This is a genomic window from Enterococcus crotali (assembly GCF_000633635.1).
GTDB classification, from domain to species: domain Bacteria; phylum Bacillota; class Bacilli; order Lactobacillales; family Enterococcaceae; genus Enterococcus_L; species Enterococcus_L crotali.
In genome coordinates, this window is sequence record NZ_AYPQ01000001.1 from 827,607 (window position 1) to 846,261 (window position 18,655).

Here is an 18,655-nt window from a genome sequence, read left to right on the forward strand (position 1 = left end):
TAACTGTTAGTCCTTAAATAGTAGTTCTTTAATATAGTCAACCGGCATATCTTCCCCAGTAAAGTGTTTGAATGCTTCTGCCCCTTGATAAAGCATCATGCCTAATCCGTTGATTGTTTTCTTCGCGCCATGTTCACGAGCAAATTTTAGTAATTTTGTTTCTTTAGGAATGTAAACCACATCAAAAACCACTAAATCTGGACGGATAACTTCTGGATCATTGATTAGACTTTCTTCTTGTAGAGGTTTCATTCCAACTCCAGTCGCATCGATATAGATACTACTTTCGCTAATTGACTGCTTAAACGCTGCCTGATCAGATAAATCACTTACTGTTGCTGTACATTCAGTATTTTCGTTGATTTTTTTCACAGTCTCCTCAGCAGTTTTATAGTGTTGATCATTGATATTAAAAATCCGTAACTCTTTGGCACCGTCTAAAGCAGCTTGGATCGCAATTGCAGTACCTGCTCCGCCAGCACCGGTCATTGTAACGATTTGATCCTTTACTTCTACGCCTTCTTCTCTTAAGGCACGCATAGCGCCCGTTCCATCTGTTACATGTCCAACTAAATGACCTTTTCCGTCTTTATTTGTCACTGTATTTACTGCGCCAACTAATTTTGCCGCTGGTGAAAGCTCATCTAAATAAGGAATAATTGCTTGTTTATTTGGCATAGAAACATTTGAACCACGAATTCCTAATGCACGAATCCCTTGCACTGCATCTTTCAATTCTTCATTACCAACTTCAAATGCCATGTAGGCGTAATCTAAACCTAATTTTGCAAATGCTTCATTATGCATGGTTGGTGATAAACTATGACGAATCGGTGTTGCTATCAAACTAATCAATAATGTGTGCCCGTCAATTCTTTCTGTCATTTTAAATTCCCTCGCTTTATATAGTTTGTGTTGCTTTTTGCAAATTTTTAGCTTGTTCAAATAACATTTTTTGCGTCCGAGTATTTTCCAGTACCTCAATTGTTTTTAAAATATCCCGAGCTTCTCTAGTTCCTTCCATGATTCGTCTAGCAACCTTACTATCTCCCATATTTAAAAGTACAGCACCGTTACTTCTAGCATACTGATCTAGTTCACGGATCATCGGTGCCTCAGCACGCATACCTAAACATACAAACCCTAAGTCAAATGGCAACTCGATCATTTCATCATTTTTTTCAACTAAGAAACTATGTTCTTTAACTTCCATCAGTTTTGTTTCTACATGAACTTCTACGCCGAATTTTTCTACGATTTCCATCATTGCAAGCTTAGTGATCAAATCTAAATCTTTTCCAATTTCACCTTGCATTTCCACAATACTAACTTTTTTAGCGCCACGTTCAGCGTAATATTCTACAACGTCCAAACCTACAGCACCACCGCCGATCACAACGATTTCTTTTCCTTCGAATTCTTGGAATTTTGACATATCATCTAAAATGTCAAAAATAGAAAAGATTTTTCTGTTTGGATTATCTAATTGTTCTTTTAAACCATTGATTGGTGGCAATAAAGGTTTTGCACCAGTTGCATTCACAATAATATCTGGTCCGATTGCTTCAATGTCTGACAATGTTGCAGTGTGATTGAGATGAATCGCTAAGTTATCCAGTTCTTTACAACGATTGATTTCATACGTAATGAAATCATCGATTCTTTTCTTATCCGGGAAACGAGCTATTTCATGCCCTAAACCACCTAGATAATCTTTTTGTTCAAAGAGTTCAACATTTACCCCAACTTCAGCCGCTGTTGCAGCAGCTTCAAGTCCAGTCGTTCCCCCACCGATCACCACCATTTTGGTTGGATGTAACACAGGCTTCATTTTGTAATCATCTTCATAATGTAGATCTGGATTGACTGTACAACGCATTGGACGTGCTTTAGCAATTCGATGGTCTGCACAACCAATATTGCAAGAAATACATTTTCTTAACAGATCTTCTTGTCCGTTCGCTACTTTATTGACCCAATTAGGCTCTGCAATCAATCCTCGACCCATTGCCAATAAATCTGCATCGCCAGACTCTAGTATTTCTGTCGCACGTTTTGGACTACGAATATTTCCAGAAGTCACAGTAACTTTGTCAGGGAAGCGTTCTTTGACAGCTTTTGACATGTAAGCACGCCAACCATCCGCTAAGTTCATTTTATCGATTTGATATTGTAAGCTGTCATTCAAGGCAGCAGAGACATTTAAAATATCTACTTCATCTGCAAAATAACTTAAAATTTCGATCGTGTCTTCTAATGTATTGCCGCCTTCCAATAATTCATCCGCACTAAACCGAAGTGAAATCGGGAAAAACGGGCCGACAGCTTTTCGGACTGCTTCAACGACTAATTTAGTCAAACGAGCGCGATTTTCTGGACTTCCGCCAAATTTATCCGTTCGTTTATTGTATAAAGGTGATAGAAATTGACTTAAAAGATACGAATGTCCTGCGTGAATTTCTACACAATCAAAGCCAGCACGTTGCGCTCTTAAGGCTCCATCTGCATAGCGATCAACGATTCCATAAATTTCTTCTTCAGTCAATGGACGTGGAATTGGATTGCCTTTTTTTGAAGGAATGTTTGATGCTGAAACAGGTTGCTCTCCTTCTAAACGTAATCCATAGGCCGATGCTCCTGCATGGTTGATTTGAACTGAAGTACAGGCGCCATAAGCATGCATTTTTTCATTAAAATGCCATAGTCCAGATATATATTGATCATTATCCATTCTTAATTGGCGAGCACCATTTGTCCCCATAGGATAATCAATACAGACGTTTTCTAACGTAATTAAACCAGTTCCACCTTTAGCACGTTGTTCATAATATGACACATGCTGCATACTGAATGTTCCATCCATATTGGCGAAGTTCGTTCCCATTGGTGGCATAACAACACGGTTTTTTAAGGTCATTCGTTTTACAGTTAAAGGTTCAAAGATTGCTTGATAATTATTCATGATAACCTCCTAAATTTAAAAGCGAAGCGAGCTCGTTCAGCTCTGACAGAAAAACAGGAAATTGTGACTGAGGTGCTTTTTGCCTCATTCATCATTTATCTTTTTTCCGAAGAGCTAGCCCGCGTAGCTAGATAACATAAAAGCGGAAACAGCTCGTTCATTTTTTGTTAAAAAGCGAGTTCACTAAAATGTTTTTATGATTGTTACTTTATTCACAATCCCTATGAATTTATTCTAATCCATCAAACCAATAAAATCTAATGAATGTTTTTTATACTTTCTATAAATGAAATTTATGTATAGACCTTGCTTCATTTTTGCTTTATTTGATGCATATTTCTAAAATTATTGATAAACTGTGCTTATAAATGAATTACTGATAAGGAGTATTACTTATGAATTTGCGACAACTAGAGTTTTTTAGAATGTTGGCCGATACCCAACATATGACCCATGCAGCCAAATTATTAAATACCACACAGCCTAATTTAAGCCACTCCATGTCAGAATTAGAAAAAGAATTGGACGCACAACTATTTGAAAAAAAAGGAAGAAACATTCAATTAACAAAATATGGGAAATTTTTCTATACATATGTTTCAACTGCTTTAGAAGAATTAGCTAAAGGTGAACGTGCTTTAAAGGAATTAGTTAGTCCAGAAAAAGGCTTGATTGATTTTGGTTTCATTTACACAGCAGGTTCCTTTTTAGCTCCGATGTTGATGAAGGAATTTTCAACCTATCCTGGCAATGAACAAATCCGCTTTAACTTATTTCAAGGCAATTCGTCTGATATGACGGATTTACTCTTAAAAGAAGATGTGGATATTGCGATTACATCTAAGCTAAAAGAAGACGAACAACTTAACTACGAGATTTTAACGGAACAAGAGATTGTTTTGGTTGTGCCATTAACTCATCCTTTAGCTGCATATGACAGTATTTCGTTAAAACAAACAAGTGATTATCCTTTTGTTTATTTTAACGAACGAAGTGGTTTACGTCCTTATCTGGATAAACTATTCACTGCAGCTTCTATCACACCAACAATCGTTTGTGAAGTAGAAGAAGATCACACCATGCTTGGATTTGTAGCGCATGATTATGGAATCGCAATGATGCCAAAAATCCCATCCATTTCTGCTTATAATGTCAAAATCTTGACTATTGAGGACAATGTTTACCCGCGTTATATTTATTTAGCGACCAAAAAGGATCATTTTCTTTCACCGGCTGCTTTACGCTTTAAAGAGTTTATTGTTCCATTTGCGCAAATATGTTTTATCAATAGAAAAAAAGCCCGAAACAAAATCAGTTTTTGTTTCGGGCTTTTTCCGAATAGAGAATGAAAGCAAAAGCAGCCAAACTCAGGGTCTATTTTTTAATTTCGATGAAAAAAACTTTCAAATAATTTCCCTCTTCAAAGTGCTTGTTTGTTTTAAAATCACTAGGTAATTGATAGGTTTCCTTGAACTCATATCGAACCTGTTTTTCTTCTAATGCTTCAATAATCATTTTTTTATATTTATCCAAAGAGATATTTGCAGCATTGGTTGAAGCAATCAGTAAACCTTTGTCCTTTAAAATAGCAACGGAATCCTTGATCAACTCACCATAATTTTTAGCCACAGAAAAAACTTTTTTCTTATTTCGAGCAAAACTTGGTGGATCTAGAATGATTACATCATAACTTAGCTGCTTACGAACTGCATATTTAAAATACTCAAAAACATCCATTACGATGATTTTTTGATCGTCTATCGCCAAGTGATTCACTTCAAACTGCTCCTTAGTCTTAGGCAAACTACGCTTAGCTAAATCAACACTCGTTGTCATACTTGAACCGCCCATTGCACTAGCAACAGAGAAAGCTCCTGTATAGCTAAACATATTCAATACTGTTTTCCCTGCGGCAATCCCTTCTACCAAACGTCCTCGTACTTCCTTTTGATCTAGAAAAATCCCTGTCATCAGACCATCATTTAAATACGTGGCATAAGTGACACCATTTTCATAAACCAATAGTGGTTCCGGCGCATCTAGCCCGAATAATTTTTGAGATTCCGGTAATGACTTGTTAGCGAAACGGATCTTTTCATAGGCTCCTTTAATCTCTGGAAAAGCTACTCTAAAAGCTTGGATAATTTCTTGCTTCTTCTTATATAGAGTTTCGTTATACCAAGAAAATACTGCGAAATCATCATAACGGTCAATAATCAAACCGCCAAGTCCATCTCCTTCTCCGTTAAATAAGCGATAAGCGGATGTCGACTCATCTTGCTCAAATACCACGCGCCGATTTTTCGCATTTACAAATAGCCCTTCTAGAAAAGGTGAATCCACATTCCCCTGCCAATTAACGAGCCAGCCTATTCCTTTGTTCTGTTCCCCAAGGTAACCAGTTGCAATAAATTTACCTTTACTGTCGATAAATTTGACCCATTCCTGTGAAAACGACTTTTGCTCATCGAATAAATCTTCCTTTTGGATAAGGGGATATCCGCCTTTAAATTTTTTTTCAGATTTTTTTGTGACCATTATATTCATTTTTCATTACATCCTTTAGACAAATTTGACTTTTTTTATAGGCAAGCATGCCCTTGCCCGTGTCCTTATCATTCGCTAGTATATCAAAAAATATCGCTTCTGTCGCTAGCTTTAACTACTTTACTATCCATCAACATATTAAGAAAAGTAAAATTTTATTAACTTTTCCGCCTCAAAAATCTGATTTAAATTGACATAAAATTGTAGAGAGAGTAAAATTGGAACAGTATATCGAAAGCATTTGAAACATTTCATTGCTTTCTTTTAGATTTGACTTTGGAAAGGATACGTTTACTTTGAATATTATAAAAAAAATGCATATGCCTAAATTTTTAAATACCCGGCTGGGACTTTTTGGGTTTGTTGCTGTGTTGATTTGGCTGAAAAACATTTTTGCTTATACAGTTGATTTTCATTTAAGAATTGAAAATGCTCTAGAATATTTCATTCTCTTTATCAATCCAATCGCTTCTACCTTTTTCTTATTAGCGATTGCATTATATATAAGAAGAAAGAAAGCTTCTTATATTACCATGATGGTGATTTATTTCTTGATGTCGTTACTGTTATTTTCAAACGTGGTGTATTACAGAGAATTTACTGACTTTATCACTGTCAACACTATGCTTGGTGCTGGTAAAGTCGCTAGTGGTCTTGGTGAAAGTGCTCTACGCTTGTTTAGACCTTATGATGTGCTTTATTGGCTTGATTTTATTATTGTCGGAATTTTGTTGATCACTAAAAAAATCAAGATGGATGAACGTCCAGTTAGAGCCCGTGTTGCCGTTTCAATCAGTATGTTGTCTGCTTTGTTCTTTGTAGCAAACTTAACTTTAGCTGAAACTGCCCGCCCTCAATTATTAGGACGTCAATTTTCTCGTGACTACATCGTTAAGTTTTTAGGTTTAAATGCTTTCACAGTGTATGATGGCGTGACTACTTACCAAACGAACCAAGTCCGAGCCGAAGCTAGTGAAAATGATATGGATGCTGTTTCTGATTATGTTAAAGACCATTACGCAGCACCGAACCCAGATACATTTGGTATGGCCAAGGGTAAAAATGTTATCTATATCCACTTGGAAAGTTTCCAACAATTTTTGATCGATTACAAATTAAAAGATGAAAAAGGTGTTGAACATGTCGTCACACCATTCATCAACAGCTTATATCACAGTAACAGCACCTATAGTTTTGACAACTTCTTCCATCAAGTGGGACAAGGAAAAACAAGTGATGCTGAAACAATGTTTGAAAATTCATTATTTGGATTAGATCAAGGTTCTTTATTTACTCAAGTCGGTGGTAAAAATACCTTTGAAGCCGCTCCTGCTATTTTAGGTCAAGAAGCAGGTTACACCAGTGCTGTCTTCCACGGAAACGCTGGTAACTTTTGGAATCGTAATGAGACGTACAAACATTTGGGCTATAATTACTTCTTTGATGCAAATTACTACGATGTCAATGAAGATAATTCATTCCAATATGGCTTGCATGACAAACCATTTTTCCAACAGTCTACACAGTACTTGGAACATTTACAACAACCATTTTATTCTAAATTTATTGCTGTTTCTAACCACTATCCATATTCTCAATTTACAAATGACGAAGCTGGATTCCCGATTGCTCAAACATCTGACGAAACAATCAATGGTTATTTCGCTACAGCAAACTATCTAGATAAATCAGTTGAAGAGTTCTTTAACTATTTAAAAGCGTCTGGCTTGTATGATAACTCTGTCATTGTCCTTTACGGTGATCATTATGGTATTTCAACTTCTAGAAATGATAACTTAGCTGAATTAGTTGGTAAAACAAAATCAACTTGGAATGACTTTGATAACTCAACAATGCAACGTGTTCCATACATGATTCATGTTCCAGGTCAAACAAACGGTGGTATCAATCATACTTACGGTGGTCAAATCGATGCTTTGCCTACCCTATTACACTTAATGGGTATTGATACTAAAAATTATATTCAAATGGGACAAGATTTGTTCTCTAAAGAAAATGAACAACTAGTTGCCTTTAGAAACGGGAACTATGTTTCACCCAAATATACGATGCTTGGCTCTAGTATCTATGAGACAGCTACAGGTCGATTGCTAGAAGAACCAACTGAACAAGAAAAACAAGAAGCGAAAGAATTGAAAGACAAAGCGAATCTACAGCTTCAAATGTCCGACCAAACAACCAATGGCGATTTGCTACGTTTCTACACAAACAGTGGATTAACACCAGTAAATCCAGATGATTATAATTACAAAGATCAATTAAAACAATTAGAGAAAATCGAAGAAGACAAAGGTAAAAAATCAACGAGTGTTTACAGTAAAAACAATAACACCTCAACGGTCGATAAATACCATACGGAATCTTACCAAGATTATCTAAAATCTGGAAAATAACACAAAACAATCATAAAAGCTTGAGTAAATTACTCAAGCTTTTTTATATCTTATTCATAATTAATTCATATTCTTCTTTTATACTTAGTTTAGTGAGGTGAATAGATTTGAAAAGCATACGTTACGCTTTCGCCAGCGTTTCTTACCATAAAAAAATTTCCTTTGGCATTGGTGTCTGCTCTGCTTTTTTTCTTTTTGTTTTAACCGGTCTTTTGAATCTTATTGACATTGAAAAATCGTTTTATGACCAAATAAGCAAGCTGGTTAATGCTGCCGACTATCACATCAATTATCAAAAAACTATTCAGTTTTACTCCTCATTATATCTAATTACGTTCTTTGTGTGGGGAATTCTGATGACTACTTTGCTTGTTTTCTCGTTAAAAATAAAAAAACAAGATATGATGAAATGGCGCATTATGGGATTTTCCAATCGATTTGTCATTAAGCAATCTATATTAGAAAGCGTTATTCCAATGATCACCGGAATGATCACTGTGGCTGTGTTTCTCATTGTCTGTCAACATACATATGAATATATCTTGATACAGGCCAGGCCGTTGTTTACACAGAGTTTAGGCATCAAACCAGTTGCTTTTTTCTCATCGAACATATTGGTAGAAAGTACGCCCAATCATTTAGCAAGTACGGCTAGTAATACACATTTTTTATCTATGAGGATTAGCAGCTTACCGATTGTCGCCATTTTCAAAGCTTTTTCAAGAAACTGTCTATTATTATTGTGTGTCACATCTGGAATCACCCTATTTTCAACCTATTTTCTTTCATTAAATTCAAAAAAAGTATTTAGGACGTGAGTAAATGAATTTTCCTTTAGCAAAAAATTGGACCGAAGATAGTTTTAATGAACTATTTCAACAACAACATATGACTGTCGTTTTAGAGGATCAAAGCAGTATTCAAGCAGATTTTTACTTTCTCATTGATAAAACATTCGATATGAAACAGTCGATGGCGATTGGTTTTATTTTATCTGAGAATACTTTTTTACCTTATCTTTCTATCAGAGACAATCTCTTTGTCGGCTCTTCTATCAAAGAAAAAGATAAAAAGCAGTTGCTCAATACATTATTTGATTATGTCACTCTTGATTCTAGCGTATTGATCAAATCAGAAGATGCTTTGACCACTTTTGAACAAATCAAACTGCAGTTAGTCCAATTACTTCTTATAGATAAAGATATCATCATTATTGATGATATCTTTCAAAAACTCTCTATTGCACAACGTCAAGAACTATTACCATTGCTTCAAAAAATAGCGAAAGAAAAAAAGAAAGCTATTTTAGTTCTAACAAATGATATTCAAATCGCTGAAAGTCCTTATATGGATAAAATTATCAAAACAGCTTAAAAAAGATCTAGTTAAACAATTTTGTTTAACTAGATCTTTTTTATTTAGTCTTCATCTTCTATTTCTACGTCAGGAAATGAAATAGTAAAGCTTGTCCCCTTACCTTCTTCACTTGCTACACTAATCTTCCCTTTGTGCAAACGAACCAACTGCTGAACAATTGATAGACCTAATCCAGACTCGCCATATTTAGTGTTTTTCCTAGATGGATCTACTTTATAATAACGATCCCAAATATTTTGCACTTGTTCTTCTGACATTCCAATACCGGTATCAGAAATCGTGATAATCGTTTCTAAGTAGCCTTTTTGTAAGTGAACCCGAATCTCGCCATCTTGGGTAAACTGTATGGCATTTTGAATAATATTGACCATGATCTGAACAAAACGATCATAATCTGCATACACATCAATTGCTTCATCCGCTTCTAAAATAAGCGTATCATTTGCAGAAGCTGCCTTACTCTCTAACTGGGTAAGAATATTCTTCAACGTTTCAGTTGCATCAAATTTTTTCACCACAATACTAATTTGGTTCGTTCTGATTTTTTCATAATCTAGGTTTTCATTCACTAATCGAATTAAACGAGATGTTTCATTTTGCATGAGCTTGATAGCATTTTCTCTTTGTGTTTCTGGAATTGCATTATATTGTAGTCCCTCTAACAATCCATTGATCGTCGTCAAAGGAGTTCTCATCTCATGAGAAGCATCTGCCATGAATTGTCGCCGTCGATCTTCTTGACGATCGATTTCTTCTCTCGATTCTTTCAGTGATTCGGCCATTTTATTAAAATCTTCTGCTAAATCATCAAATTCATCCTTATCATGTGTTATGAGTTTGATATCAAAATTACCGCTAGTTATCTCTTTCGTTGCTTTTCTCATACGGTTGATCCGCTTTACTTGAAAACTAGCGAAGAAATAGCTCAAGATCAATCCTACAATACTCGATATGATAAATCCTTTAAACAAGTTGGCTGTGATTGCATCGACACTGTCAGAAACATTCTTAGCCGGTTGAGTGATCACTAGTGCTCCTATGATCGTATTTTCATTTGACTGGGCATTGGTTTGGCTCACTGGCAGCATCACATAAGATGACATTTGCTTATTCCCATAAATATCTTTATCTATCGTTGTATACTCTTGCTGTCCAGCCATCAAACTGTCCCAATTACTTTCGATCAATGAGTAATCCAATTTCCTTTTTGTATTGACTGGATATTGAATCGCCATTTCCCGATCGATAAAAACAAACTGCACGTCTTGATTACTTAAGACACTCTCAGACAGGGTAAATGACATATTCAGTAATTCCTGATCTGTCATTCCAGGATAACGATTGATCGAGTCTTTCGTCTTCCAGGCTGACTGAGCATACCCTCGCAGCTGCTCATAATTTGTATCCTGCATCGTTTTTTTTGTAAGTTGTGTAAAAGAGGTGCCCACAATCAAAATAATGAGAATAATCACACCCCAAAAGGCTAGTAATTGTTGATATAAATATTTCATCTAAGCTACTCCAGAATCATCAAATTTATACCCGACGCCCCAAACCGTTTGAATCACTTGCGGTCCTACTTTTTCAATTTTTTGACGTAATTTTTTTATATGCGCATCTACCGTACGCTCATCTCCAAAATATTGATAATCCCAAACCATTTCAAGTAATTGTTCTCGTGAAAAGACTTGCCTTGGTTTTTTCGCTAAAGTATACAACAAATCAAATTCTTTTGGCGTTAATCCGTCGATCAGTTTATTATCGAGATACGCTTCTCTTGTCTTAGTATTCATTTTAAAATGGTCTGTCTCTACATCAAATTGATCATCTGAACGATTCGCACCATCTGGAGCATGTTCACCGATCTCTGAACGGCGATGTAATGCTTTTATCCGAGCAATCAGTGTTAGAGGGCTAAATGGTTTTGTGACATAATCATCCGCTCCCATTTCCAAACCTATAACTTGATCACTTTCAGAATCTCTAGCAGTCAACATAATAATCGGAACTGTATTAGAAACTTTACGGACTTCACGACATACCGCCATGCCATCCATCGTTGGTAAGTTCAAATCTAGGGTGATCATGTCCCATTTTTCAGGATTTTCTAAAAATGCATCCAATCCTTCCTTTCCATCATATTTAAATGTAGCTTCCCAGCCTTCATTTAAGAAAAACATTTGCATCATTTCTGAAACTGATTCGTTATCTTCTATCATTAACACGTTCATTATTTACTCGCCTCTTCCCTTCAAGTTTAACGTCATCTATATTATACTCTAAAAACTAGCTAGCTCCAATAACTTCTACCTTTCTTCAAAAAAGCTTTGTCTTTTGTTCAATCTTTGATAAGATTAGGGATGAAAGGACGTTGAAAATTCATGGAAAATATACAAGCAGTTGCTTTTTTTGATTTAGATGGAACATTATTGAACAACAAATCACAAATTACGCCTGAAATAACAGAGGCTATCCGCTCTTTAAAAGCCAATAATGTCTTACCGATGATTGCTACTGGCCGAACAGTTGTAGAGATCGAACATATTATGAAAGACAGCGGTATTGATTCAGCAATTGTCATGAACGGTCAATTTATTCAAGTAGAAGGGAAAAGAGTTTATTCAGATGAGTTTAGCTATGACGAATGTCTGAAAATGTATGAGCACGTCAAAAGCTTGGGACATGAGATTTCCTACTATAATGACCAACAAATTTGGTGTTCTGGTCACAACGAAATCGTTGCAAATGCATATTCGTTTATTCATTCAGAAGTCCCTGTAATCGATCATTCCAGCTTAAAAGATAAAACAGTTAATATGATGTTGGTTTTATCTGAAGATGGTGACGAGCATTACCTCAAACATTTTCCAGAAATGACCTTTTACCGCAACGGTCCCTACTCTATTGATACTGTTAGAAAAGGTGTTTCTAAAGGAACAGGAGTTAAAAATCTGTTTCAAGCCTTAAATTTACCAGCTGTTCCGACTTTTGCTTTTGGTGATGGGATCAATGATCTTGCTCTTTTTGAAGCGTGCGATAATAAGATTGCAATGGGCAATGCACGGATCGAATTAAAAGAGCGTTCTAGTTTTATTACTAAGAAAAATACAGAAGGCGGAATTGTTCATGCCTTAAAGCACTTTGATTTGATATAAAAAATCGTGCAAAAAATCCCACTTCTTATTTAGAAGATGGGATTTCTTTTTTATGTCTTTTTTGATGAACACAGATAACGGTTCCTGTCACTTGAATCAGTAAGAGAAAAAGCAAAATTGCACTTAATCCTATATGTCCCTGATCGAATGTCCTTTTTAACAATACAAGTAAAATCAGACTGCTTACTGAATAAAGTGACCATTGTTTATCCATAATATCTAGACCCCTTTGGTTTGTTATCTATAAGGATAGGACTTTTAGATACAAAAAGCAAGGATCTTTTAGGTATATGTGAATTTTCCAACAATTTTTTAGTATTTCTTTATATTTCTAAGGAAACTCTAAACTTATGACTCGCACATTTTTTAATTCTTTTTCCTTTTAAAATGCTCTATCCATTTCAAACAGTTCAAATAAATGATACACTGATTTTACTGCAAATTTTACTGTAAGGAGTTTTTGATTTATGGATGTACAAAAACACTCAAATATACAACTTATTTTAGATACCTGTTTAATGGCAGGGAAAATCATGACAGAAAGTGGTTCTGAAGTTTATCGTGTGGAAGATACAATGAATCGAATTGCTGAAAATGCTGGTCAAAAGGAAAGCGTTAGTTATGTAACGGCAACAGGTCTGTTTATGGGATTTCGTTCAAGCAATTATACGCAATTAGAAAATGTAACTGAACGAAGTATCAACTTAGAAAACGTAGCCATCGTTAATAACCTATCCCGAAAATTTGCTGACAAGGAAATCTCGTTGGAGGAACTTCACCTAAAACTTACGAATATCAATCATGAAGCGCCAACTTATTCGATTCCGTTACAAATCTTTGCATCTGGGATCGTCAGTTGTACATTGATGTATATTTTTGGTGGGAATTGGAACGATTTTTTTGCGACCTTCTTCATTGGAATGATAGGTTTTAGTGTTGCTTACTTCACTAAAAAATGGCTGAACATCAAATTTTTGGATGATTTTCTGGCGGCTTTTACAATTGGTTTGTTGGCTTATTTAGCAGTGAGGTTTCACTTAGCTGGAAATATTGATAATATTATCATCGGTGCTGTCATGCCCCTTGTGCCAGGCGTTGCTATCACAAACTCATTCCGAGATATTTTGGCGGGACATTTACTAAGTGGCACTGCTCGCGCAACAGAAGCGATTTTTATTGCTGGATCGATCGGTATTGGAATCGCGATTGTTTTTAAATTATTTATGTAAGGAGAAGTGAATGTGGAAGTTGTGATTCATTGTTTATTTAGCTATATTAGTACAGTTACTTTTGGCATCGTTACAAATGTGCCTAGAAAAGCGCTAAATGCTTGTGGTATCACTGGCGCTTTTGGCTGGATGATTTATTGGTCTACTAAAAATCTCGAAGCAGGAGGGATTTTTGCTAATTTTCTTGGTGCAATCGGTATTGGTCTGTTAAGTATTTATTTTTCACGTAGAAAAAAAATGCCAATGACGATCTTCAATATTCCTAGCCTGGTTCCTCTAGTTCCAGGAGGACCTGCCTATCAAGCTGTTAGAAGTATTGTTTTGGGAGATTACGTTGGTGGAGCTCATTTCATCATCAAAGTAATTATGACCGCAGGCGCGATTGCTGCCGGTTTTATGGTCACTGGTATTGTTGAACGTTTATTGAAAAATATATTGGATAAAAATAAATCTGTCATCAAAAATCAATAAAAAATCATTCAAGTAGCTCTCTAAGCTCTTGAATGATTTTTTATTTAGTCAATCGAAATCTCTTGCTCTCCTTCTTCAAAGAACAATAGTAAATCTTGCAAGGACAACTTCTCTTTTTCTTCTTTATTTAAATCTTTGATGATTCGTCCTTTTTGTAAAACAATCAACCGATTTCCGTAGTTTAAAGCATCCTCCATACGATGAGTGATCATTAAACAGGTTAGCTGACCTTCTTTGATTCGCTGATCTGTCAACTGCATCAATTGCTTCGAGGTTTTGGGATCTAAAGCGGCAGTGTGTTCATCCAAAAGCAATAGCTCTGGTTTGGTCAGAGTTGCCATCAGCAGACTTAACGCTTGTCTTTGTCCACCAGAAAGGTTACCCGTTGGTGTATCTAAGTGATTTTCTAAGCCATTTCCAACTTCACTGCAGATCTTAGTAAAAAAAGCTCTTTCTTCATTCAATTTGCGTAGCCGAAAGCCTCGTCTTTTTCCTCGATGGAGTGCCAATAGTAAGTTCTCAGCAACAGTCATTCTTGGTGCTGTACCCATTTTCGGATCTTGAAAAACCCGCGATAGATATTGGGCACGTTTTTCTTCAGAATAAGTAGTAATATTCTGATTGTTGATAAACAAGTCCCCTTCACTTAAAGATAATGTTCCTGCAATACTATTGAATAATGTACTCTTGCCAGCCCCGTTGCCACCTAGTACTGTGACGAATTCCCTTTGAGAAATTGTCAAGTTCACATGATTTAAAATCGTTTTTATCTCATTCATTCCATTATCAATATTTTTCGTTGCATTTTTCAGCTCTAAAACGACACTCATTTGTCTCCCTCCTTTTGCGATAAGAAATGCAGATTCAAAGCCTTTTTCAGTTGTGGAATCATTAGACATGCAGCTAGTATTACTGCAGAGAAGATTTTTAGATACGTTGTGTCAAAGCCAAGCTTGATTACAAATAAAATCAATAATTGATAGATAATACTTCCAACAACAACAGCCACTAAGCGTTCAGCAAAAGTCAATTCACCAAAAAGCACTTCTCCTATAATGATCGATGCTAGCCCGATAACGATCACGCCTGTTCCCTTATTTACATCTGCATAACCATCATTTTGAGCAATAAGTGCGCCAGATAATGCAATCACACCATTTGATAAGGTTAACCCTAGTATTTTCATAGAATCTGTTTTTATTCCGATCGATCGAGCCATATGCTCATTATCACCTGTTGCAATGTATGCTTGACCTAAATTTGTATTAAAGAAAAACAGTAATAAGCTAATAATGATCGTGAGGACAATCACCCCTAAAAAGATAATGTCATAATAATTAGGTAAATTTAGTTGAAAAAAGAAGTCCTGAATTTTGGGTTTATTCAATAAAGAGAGGTTTGGTGTCTGCATTACATAAAGAATCACCGAATTCAAACCGGACATAACTAAAATACCCGCTAAAATTACTGGAATCTTGCCCTTAGTAAAGAGTAATCCTGTCACCAAACCGGCGCACATACCCGCTAAAACCCCCAGTAGAGTTGCTAAAATCGGATGGATTCCAGATGTGATTGCTGTAACACAAACTGCTCCTCCTAACGGAAATGAGCCTTCTGTCGTCATATCTGGAAAATTTAAAATACGATAAGTCATAAAAATGCCTAATCCTAGTATTGCCCATAACATTCCTTGTCCAATTGCTGAAACAATCATTTGATCCTCTCCCTATACTTATTCTATAATAGTCGCTTTTGATTTAATTTTATCTGAAATTGAAATACCTAATTTTTCTGCTTGCTTTTGATTGATGATAATATCGCCTGTTTTAAAAGTATAAATCGGCGTTGTTGCAGGCTTGGCTGTTCCTGATAAAATAGCTGCAGCCATTTTCCCTGTTTGAACGCCTAAGTCAAATTGATTGATCCCAACTGTAGCAAGCCCACCTTGTTCAACCATTGTATCAACAGATGGGATAATCGGTGTTTTGGTTTTGTTGGCTTCATTGACGACTGTTTGCATCGCATTAGCTATCGTATTATCCGTTGGGATATAGATCGTATCAACTTCACTTGTCATGACTTGAACGGTTTGCGCTATTTCATTACTGGAAGGCACAGCAAATGTTTTCACGGTCAATCCTTTTTTCTCGGCCGCTTTTTTTGCTTCCTCTACTTGGAATTTAGAATTTTCTTCAGATGAGGCATAAAGAATACCGATCTTTTTACTTTTCGGTAATATTTCTGTTAATAAATCAAATTGAGCGTCTACTGGGGACTTATCGCTAACTCCAGTAATGTTTCCTCCTGGTGTTTGGTTATTTTTAACTAAGCCCGCACTAACAGGATCAGTGATAGCACCCAGAACAATAGGTATTGCGGTCGTCGTATTTGCCAATGCTTGAGCTGCCGGTGTGGCAATACCAATCAAAACATCTGCCTTTTTTTCTTGGACTAATTGCTGGCTCATAGTTGCTAATTTACTTTGATCAGCTTGACCATTTTGAAACGCGATCGTCATATTTTTACCATCTTCATACCCTTTTTCTTTCAGTCCAGCTTGAATTCCTTTATATATCTTATCCAAAGCAGGATGACTAACAAACTGCAACACCCCGACTGTTGGTAACTTTTCTGGAGTAGCTTCTTTTTTTTCTACAAAAAATGATCCGATTAAAAAAATAACAATGACTGCTACCACGATCGATAAACGATTTTTTTTCATATCTTCTCCCCCTAATTAAACACTGACTTATTTTGTAAAATCATTAAATTCAAACAAAAAAACAACGACAAATCCTAAAAAGGAGTGGTCGTTGTTTTATAACAAAAACCACATAGATCATCCATCGTCTATGTGGTCAAAATTCATCTTGAACAAACCGACATAGATACAAATTTTAGAATTTGTCTTCTAAAGTTGCATCTATGAGAGTATCATACATACAACTATCTACGCCAGTTTTGCCATGAATTATTCAATTCGCTGATTGGTTTTGATAGTCGGTTCATGTAATCACTCCTCTAGTTTTTCTATTAAAGCAAGTTTACACTAAAAAGAATTTGTTCGTCAAGCCTAAAAATAGACTAATTTAAGATTTTTTTGATTTTGTGTTCTTTATTTTGTTTTTTTTAACTGTCTACGGTAGCTGCAACTGTCTTTATTTTCTTTAAAAGGATAGAAATCTAAGTTTGTAAACATTTTCTGAGAAGCTTTATTCCAATTGAAAATTTCACTTACCGTAATAAAATCACGGTTCATTTTTTTTGATTTATAAATAAAATATTTTGTGACCATTCGACCGATTCGGCGATTACGAAACGCTTGATCGATCACGATAGCATAATCATCTTCTGCTAGCCAGACGTCTCCAATAATCTGACAATGGTCACCATCGTTGTATTCAATATAATAAAGGAGCCCGTGCTGATTTTGCCATTCATACATTCGTTTGATTTGTTCTTTGCTGTATATGATTTTTATTCCGACAATATTGCGCATACTTTCTGGATCTTGATACCATTTTAGAGACTCTTTACGCATTTTATCAAAAGGAAGCAAGCGAACTTTCTCATTGATTCGGACTTTTTTTACTGGTTTACGATTGAAAGAGGACTCAGTATTTCTCTGAGTCCTCTTATTTAATAAGTCAGTTGCCAAAGTCCGCCATTTAATACTTGTCACGTCGTTCACTTCTCACATAGACCCGCTGTAATTTAGTTCTTTTTATAAAAAGTCCCAATAAAATGAATTGAATAAATTCTTTCATATCAAGCCCTTCTTTCTAAAATTTGATTTATTGCGCTACTGGTTCAGCCTCTGCCGATTGTTCTACTGCTTGCCCATCCACTGCTGTTGATTGAGTTGTTTCGGCAGTTGAATCTTTTGGTTCTGTTACTGAAGAAGCTGGCGGTTCAACACTTTGTTCTAGACTAGACAACGGCAACTGATTTAAAGCCAGAATTAATAAGGTATTGACATCAAAACTTGCATCAATAGGAATCCTATTTTTTCTTTGCCATTTTCAAAGAAAATGACCGTCACTTCATCCCTTTTAACAGCATATTTCTCTTCGATTTTCTCTGGATCATATACAATAGGATAAACAAATATACTGTGATTAAATTCTTTGATTTTTTTAGAATCTTTTAACACTTGAATCACTTGATTGTATGTTTTTCCACTTGGCACTGAAAACAAAACAGTCATAGCAGTTTTTTCACTGATTTCTTTATCTGCCGTTTGGGCATCTAAGTAGCTTGCTTTTTTTGTTAGTTTTTCTTGACTCACTAGAGATTTGATTTCAGATGAACGAATATTGGCCTGTACCCGAGGTACTACTATAAATAAACTTATAATCAACACAACAATCACAGCTATAATAATTGCAGTAAGTTTTTTCTGTCTGTTTAAAGAAGCTACAAAATCATCCTTAACATCAATAAAATTTTTCTTCATTTGTTCTCTCCTCTACAACTTATATTCTTATTATACTAGTAGTT

At 35.6% G+C, this 18,655-nt stretch carries 19 protein-coding genes; 7 read left to right on the forward strand and 12 right to left on the reverse strand.

Annotated features, from left to right (window positions below; genetic code table 11):
* Positions 1 to 6: 6 nt before the first annotated feature.
* Together V192_RS0103930 and V192_RS0103935 are read right to left on the reverse strand one after the other, a co-directional pair.
* Positions 7 to 885: a shikimate dehydrogenase gene (locus tag V192_RS0103930; RefSeq protein ID WP_025869045.1), complete on the reverse strand. Its 879-nt coding sequence runs from the start codon at positions 883 to 885 to the stop codon at positions 7 to 9.
* A gap of 16 nt (positions 886 to 901) precedes the next feature.
* Positions 902 to 2,962, reverse strand: a complete 2,061-nt coding sequence (locus tag V192_RS0103935) for an oxidoreductase (RefSeq protein ID WP_025869046.1) — start codon at positions 2,960 to 2,962, stop codon at positions 902 to 904.
* 395 nt (positions 2,963 to 3,357) lie between these two features.
* Between V192_RS0103935 and V192_RS0103940 the strand changes: the two genes are divergently transcribed.
* Positions 3,358 to 4,311, forward strand: coding sequence for a LysR family transcriptional regulator (locus V192_RS0103940; RefSeq protein WP_025869047.1), 954 nt, complete (start codon positions 3,358 to 3,360; stop codon positions 4,309 to 4,311).
* Positions 4,312 to 4,336: 25 nt separating this feature from the next.
* Here the strand turns inward: V192_RS0103940 and V192_RS0103945 are convergent, their stop codons facing one another.
* A complete protein-coding gene (locus V192_RS0103945; protein ID WP_025869048.1) occupies positions 4,337 to 5,509 on the reverse strand; it encodes a class I SAM-dependent rRNA methyltransferase in 1,173 nt (390 codons plus the stop codon).
* Between the two features lie 314 nt (positions 5,510 to 5,823).
* Between V192_RS0103945 and V192_RS0103950 the strand changes: the two genes are divergently transcribed.
* From V192_RS0103950 to V192_RS0103960, 3 genes are all read left to right on the forward strand, one after another.
* Entirely contained in the window at positions 5,824 to 7,923 is a 2,100-nt protein-coding gene (locus V192_RS0103950; protein WP_128080797.1) for an LTA synthase family protein, read from the forward strand.
* Between the two features lie 107 nt (positions 7,924 to 8,030).
* The gene (locus tag V192_RS0103955) at positions 8,031 to 8,741 is read left to right on the forward strand and encodes a hypothetical protein (protein WP_025869050.1); all 711 of its coding nucleotides are present in this window, start codon (positions 8,031 to 8,033) and stop codon (positions 8,739 to 8,741) included.
* Positions 8,742 to 8,745: 4 nt separating this feature from the next.
* Positions 8,746 to 9,297, forward strand: a complete 552-nt coding sequence (locus V192_RS0103960) for a hypothetical protein (protein WP_025869051.1) — start codon at positions 8,746 to 8,748, stop codon at positions 9,295 to 9,297.
* Positions 9,298 to 9,341: 44 nt separating this feature from the next.
* On the opposite strand, the gene V192_RS0103965 is transcribed toward V192_RS0103960, so the two are convergent.
* Both V192_RS0103965 and V192_RS0103970 read right to left on the reverse strand, forming a co-directional pair.
* Entirely contained in the window at positions 9,342 to 10,811 is a 1,470-nt protein-coding gene (locus V192_RS0103965) for a sensor histidine kinase (protein ID WP_025869052.1), read from the reverse strand.
* The gene (locus tag V192_RS0103970; protein WP_025869053.1) at positions 10,812 to 11,531 is read right to left on the reverse strand and encodes a response regulator transcription factor; all 720 of its coding nucleotides are present in this window, start codon (positions 11,529 to 11,531) and stop codon (positions 10,812 to 10,814) included.
* Between the two features lie 150 nt (positions 11,532 to 11,681).
* On the opposite strand from V192_RS0103970, the gene V192_RS0103975 reads away from it, so the two are divergent.
* The gene (locus V192_RS0103975) at positions 11,682 to 12,455 is read left to right on the forward strand and encodes a Cof-type HAD-IIB family hydrolase (RefSeq protein WP_025869054.1); all 774 of its coding nucleotides are present in this window, start codon (positions 11,682 to 11,684) and stop codon (positions 12,453 to 12,455) included.
* A 25-nt stretch (positions 12,456 to 12,480) separates the two neighbouring features.
* On the opposite strand, the gene V192_RS0103980 is transcribed toward V192_RS0103975, so the two are convergent.
* Positions 12,481 to 12,669 (reverse strand): hypothetical protein, encoded by a 189-nt coding sequence (locus V192_RS0103980; protein WP_025869055.1) that lies wholly within the window; start codon positions 12,667 to 12,669, stop codon positions 12,481 to 12,483.
* Positions 12,670 to 12,922: 253 nt separating this feature from the next.
* Between V192_RS0103980 and V192_RS0103985 the strand changes: the two genes are divergently transcribed.
* Both V192_RS0103985 and V192_RS0103990 read left to right on the forward strand, forming a co-directional pair.
* The gene (locus V192_RS0103985) at positions 12,923 to 13,684 is read left to right on the forward strand and encodes a threonine/serine exporter family protein (protein ID WP_025869056.1); all 762 of its coding nucleotides are present in this window, start codon (positions 12,923 to 12,925) and stop codon (positions 13,682 to 13,684) included.
* Between the two features lie 12 nt (positions 13,685 to 13,696).
* Positions 13,697 to 14,155, forward strand: a complete 459-nt coding sequence (locus V192_RS0103990; RefSeq protein WP_025869057.1) for a threonine/serine exporter family protein — start codon at positions 13,697 to 13,699, stop codon at positions 14,153 to 14,155.
* A gap of 44 nt (positions 14,156 to 14,199) precedes the next feature.
* Here V192_RS0103990 and V192_RS0103995 read toward each other — a convergent pair whose 3' ends face one another.
* The 6 genes from V192_RS0103995 to V192_RS19230 form a co-directional block, all read right to left on the reverse strand.
* Entirely contained in the window at positions 14,200 to 14,985 is a 786-nt protein-coding gene (locus tag V192_RS0103995) for an ABC transporter ATP-binding protein (protein ID WP_025869058.1), read from the reverse strand.
* Complete coding sequence (locus V192_RS0104000) at positions 14,982 to 15,869, reverse strand: ABC transporter permease (protein ID WP_025869059.1); 888 nt, start codon at positions 15,867 to 15,869, stop codon at positions 14,982 to 14,984. The genes V192_RS0103995 and V192_RS0104000 overlap by 4 nt, the downstream gene beginning before the upstream one ends.
* Positions 15,870 to 15,887: 18 nt before the next feature.
* Positions 15,888 to 16,877 carry a tryptophan ABC transporter substrate-binding protein gene (gene trpX / locus V192_RS0104005; RefSeq protein WP_025869060.1) on the reverse strand — a complete coding sequence of 330 codons (990 nt, stop codon included), beginning with the start codon at positions 16,875 to 16,877 and terminating at the stop codon, positions 15,888 to 15,890.
* Between the two features lie 393 nt (positions 16,878 to 17,270).
* The gene (locus V192_RS0104010; protein WP_029948116.1) at positions 17,271 to 17,837 is read right to left on the reverse strand and encodes a GNAT family protein; all 567 of its coding nucleotides are present in this window, start codon (positions 17,835 to 17,837) and stop codon (positions 17,271 to 17,273) included.
* Between the two features lie 112 nt (positions 17,838 to 17,949).
* Positions 17,950 to 18,093, reverse strand: coding sequence for a hypothetical protein (locus tag V192_RS21905; RefSeq protein WP_239644558.1), 144 nt, complete (start codon positions 18,091 to 18,093; stop codon positions 17,950 to 17,952).
* A 23-nt stretch (positions 18,094 to 18,116) separates the two neighbouring features.
* Positions 18,117 to 18,611, reverse strand: a complete 495-nt coding sequence (locus tag V192_RS19230; RefSeq protein WP_239644559.1) for a hypothetical protein — start codon at positions 18,609 to 18,611, stop codon at positions 18,117 to 18,119.
* Between the last annotated feature and the right edge of the window lie 44 nt (positions 18,612 to 18,655).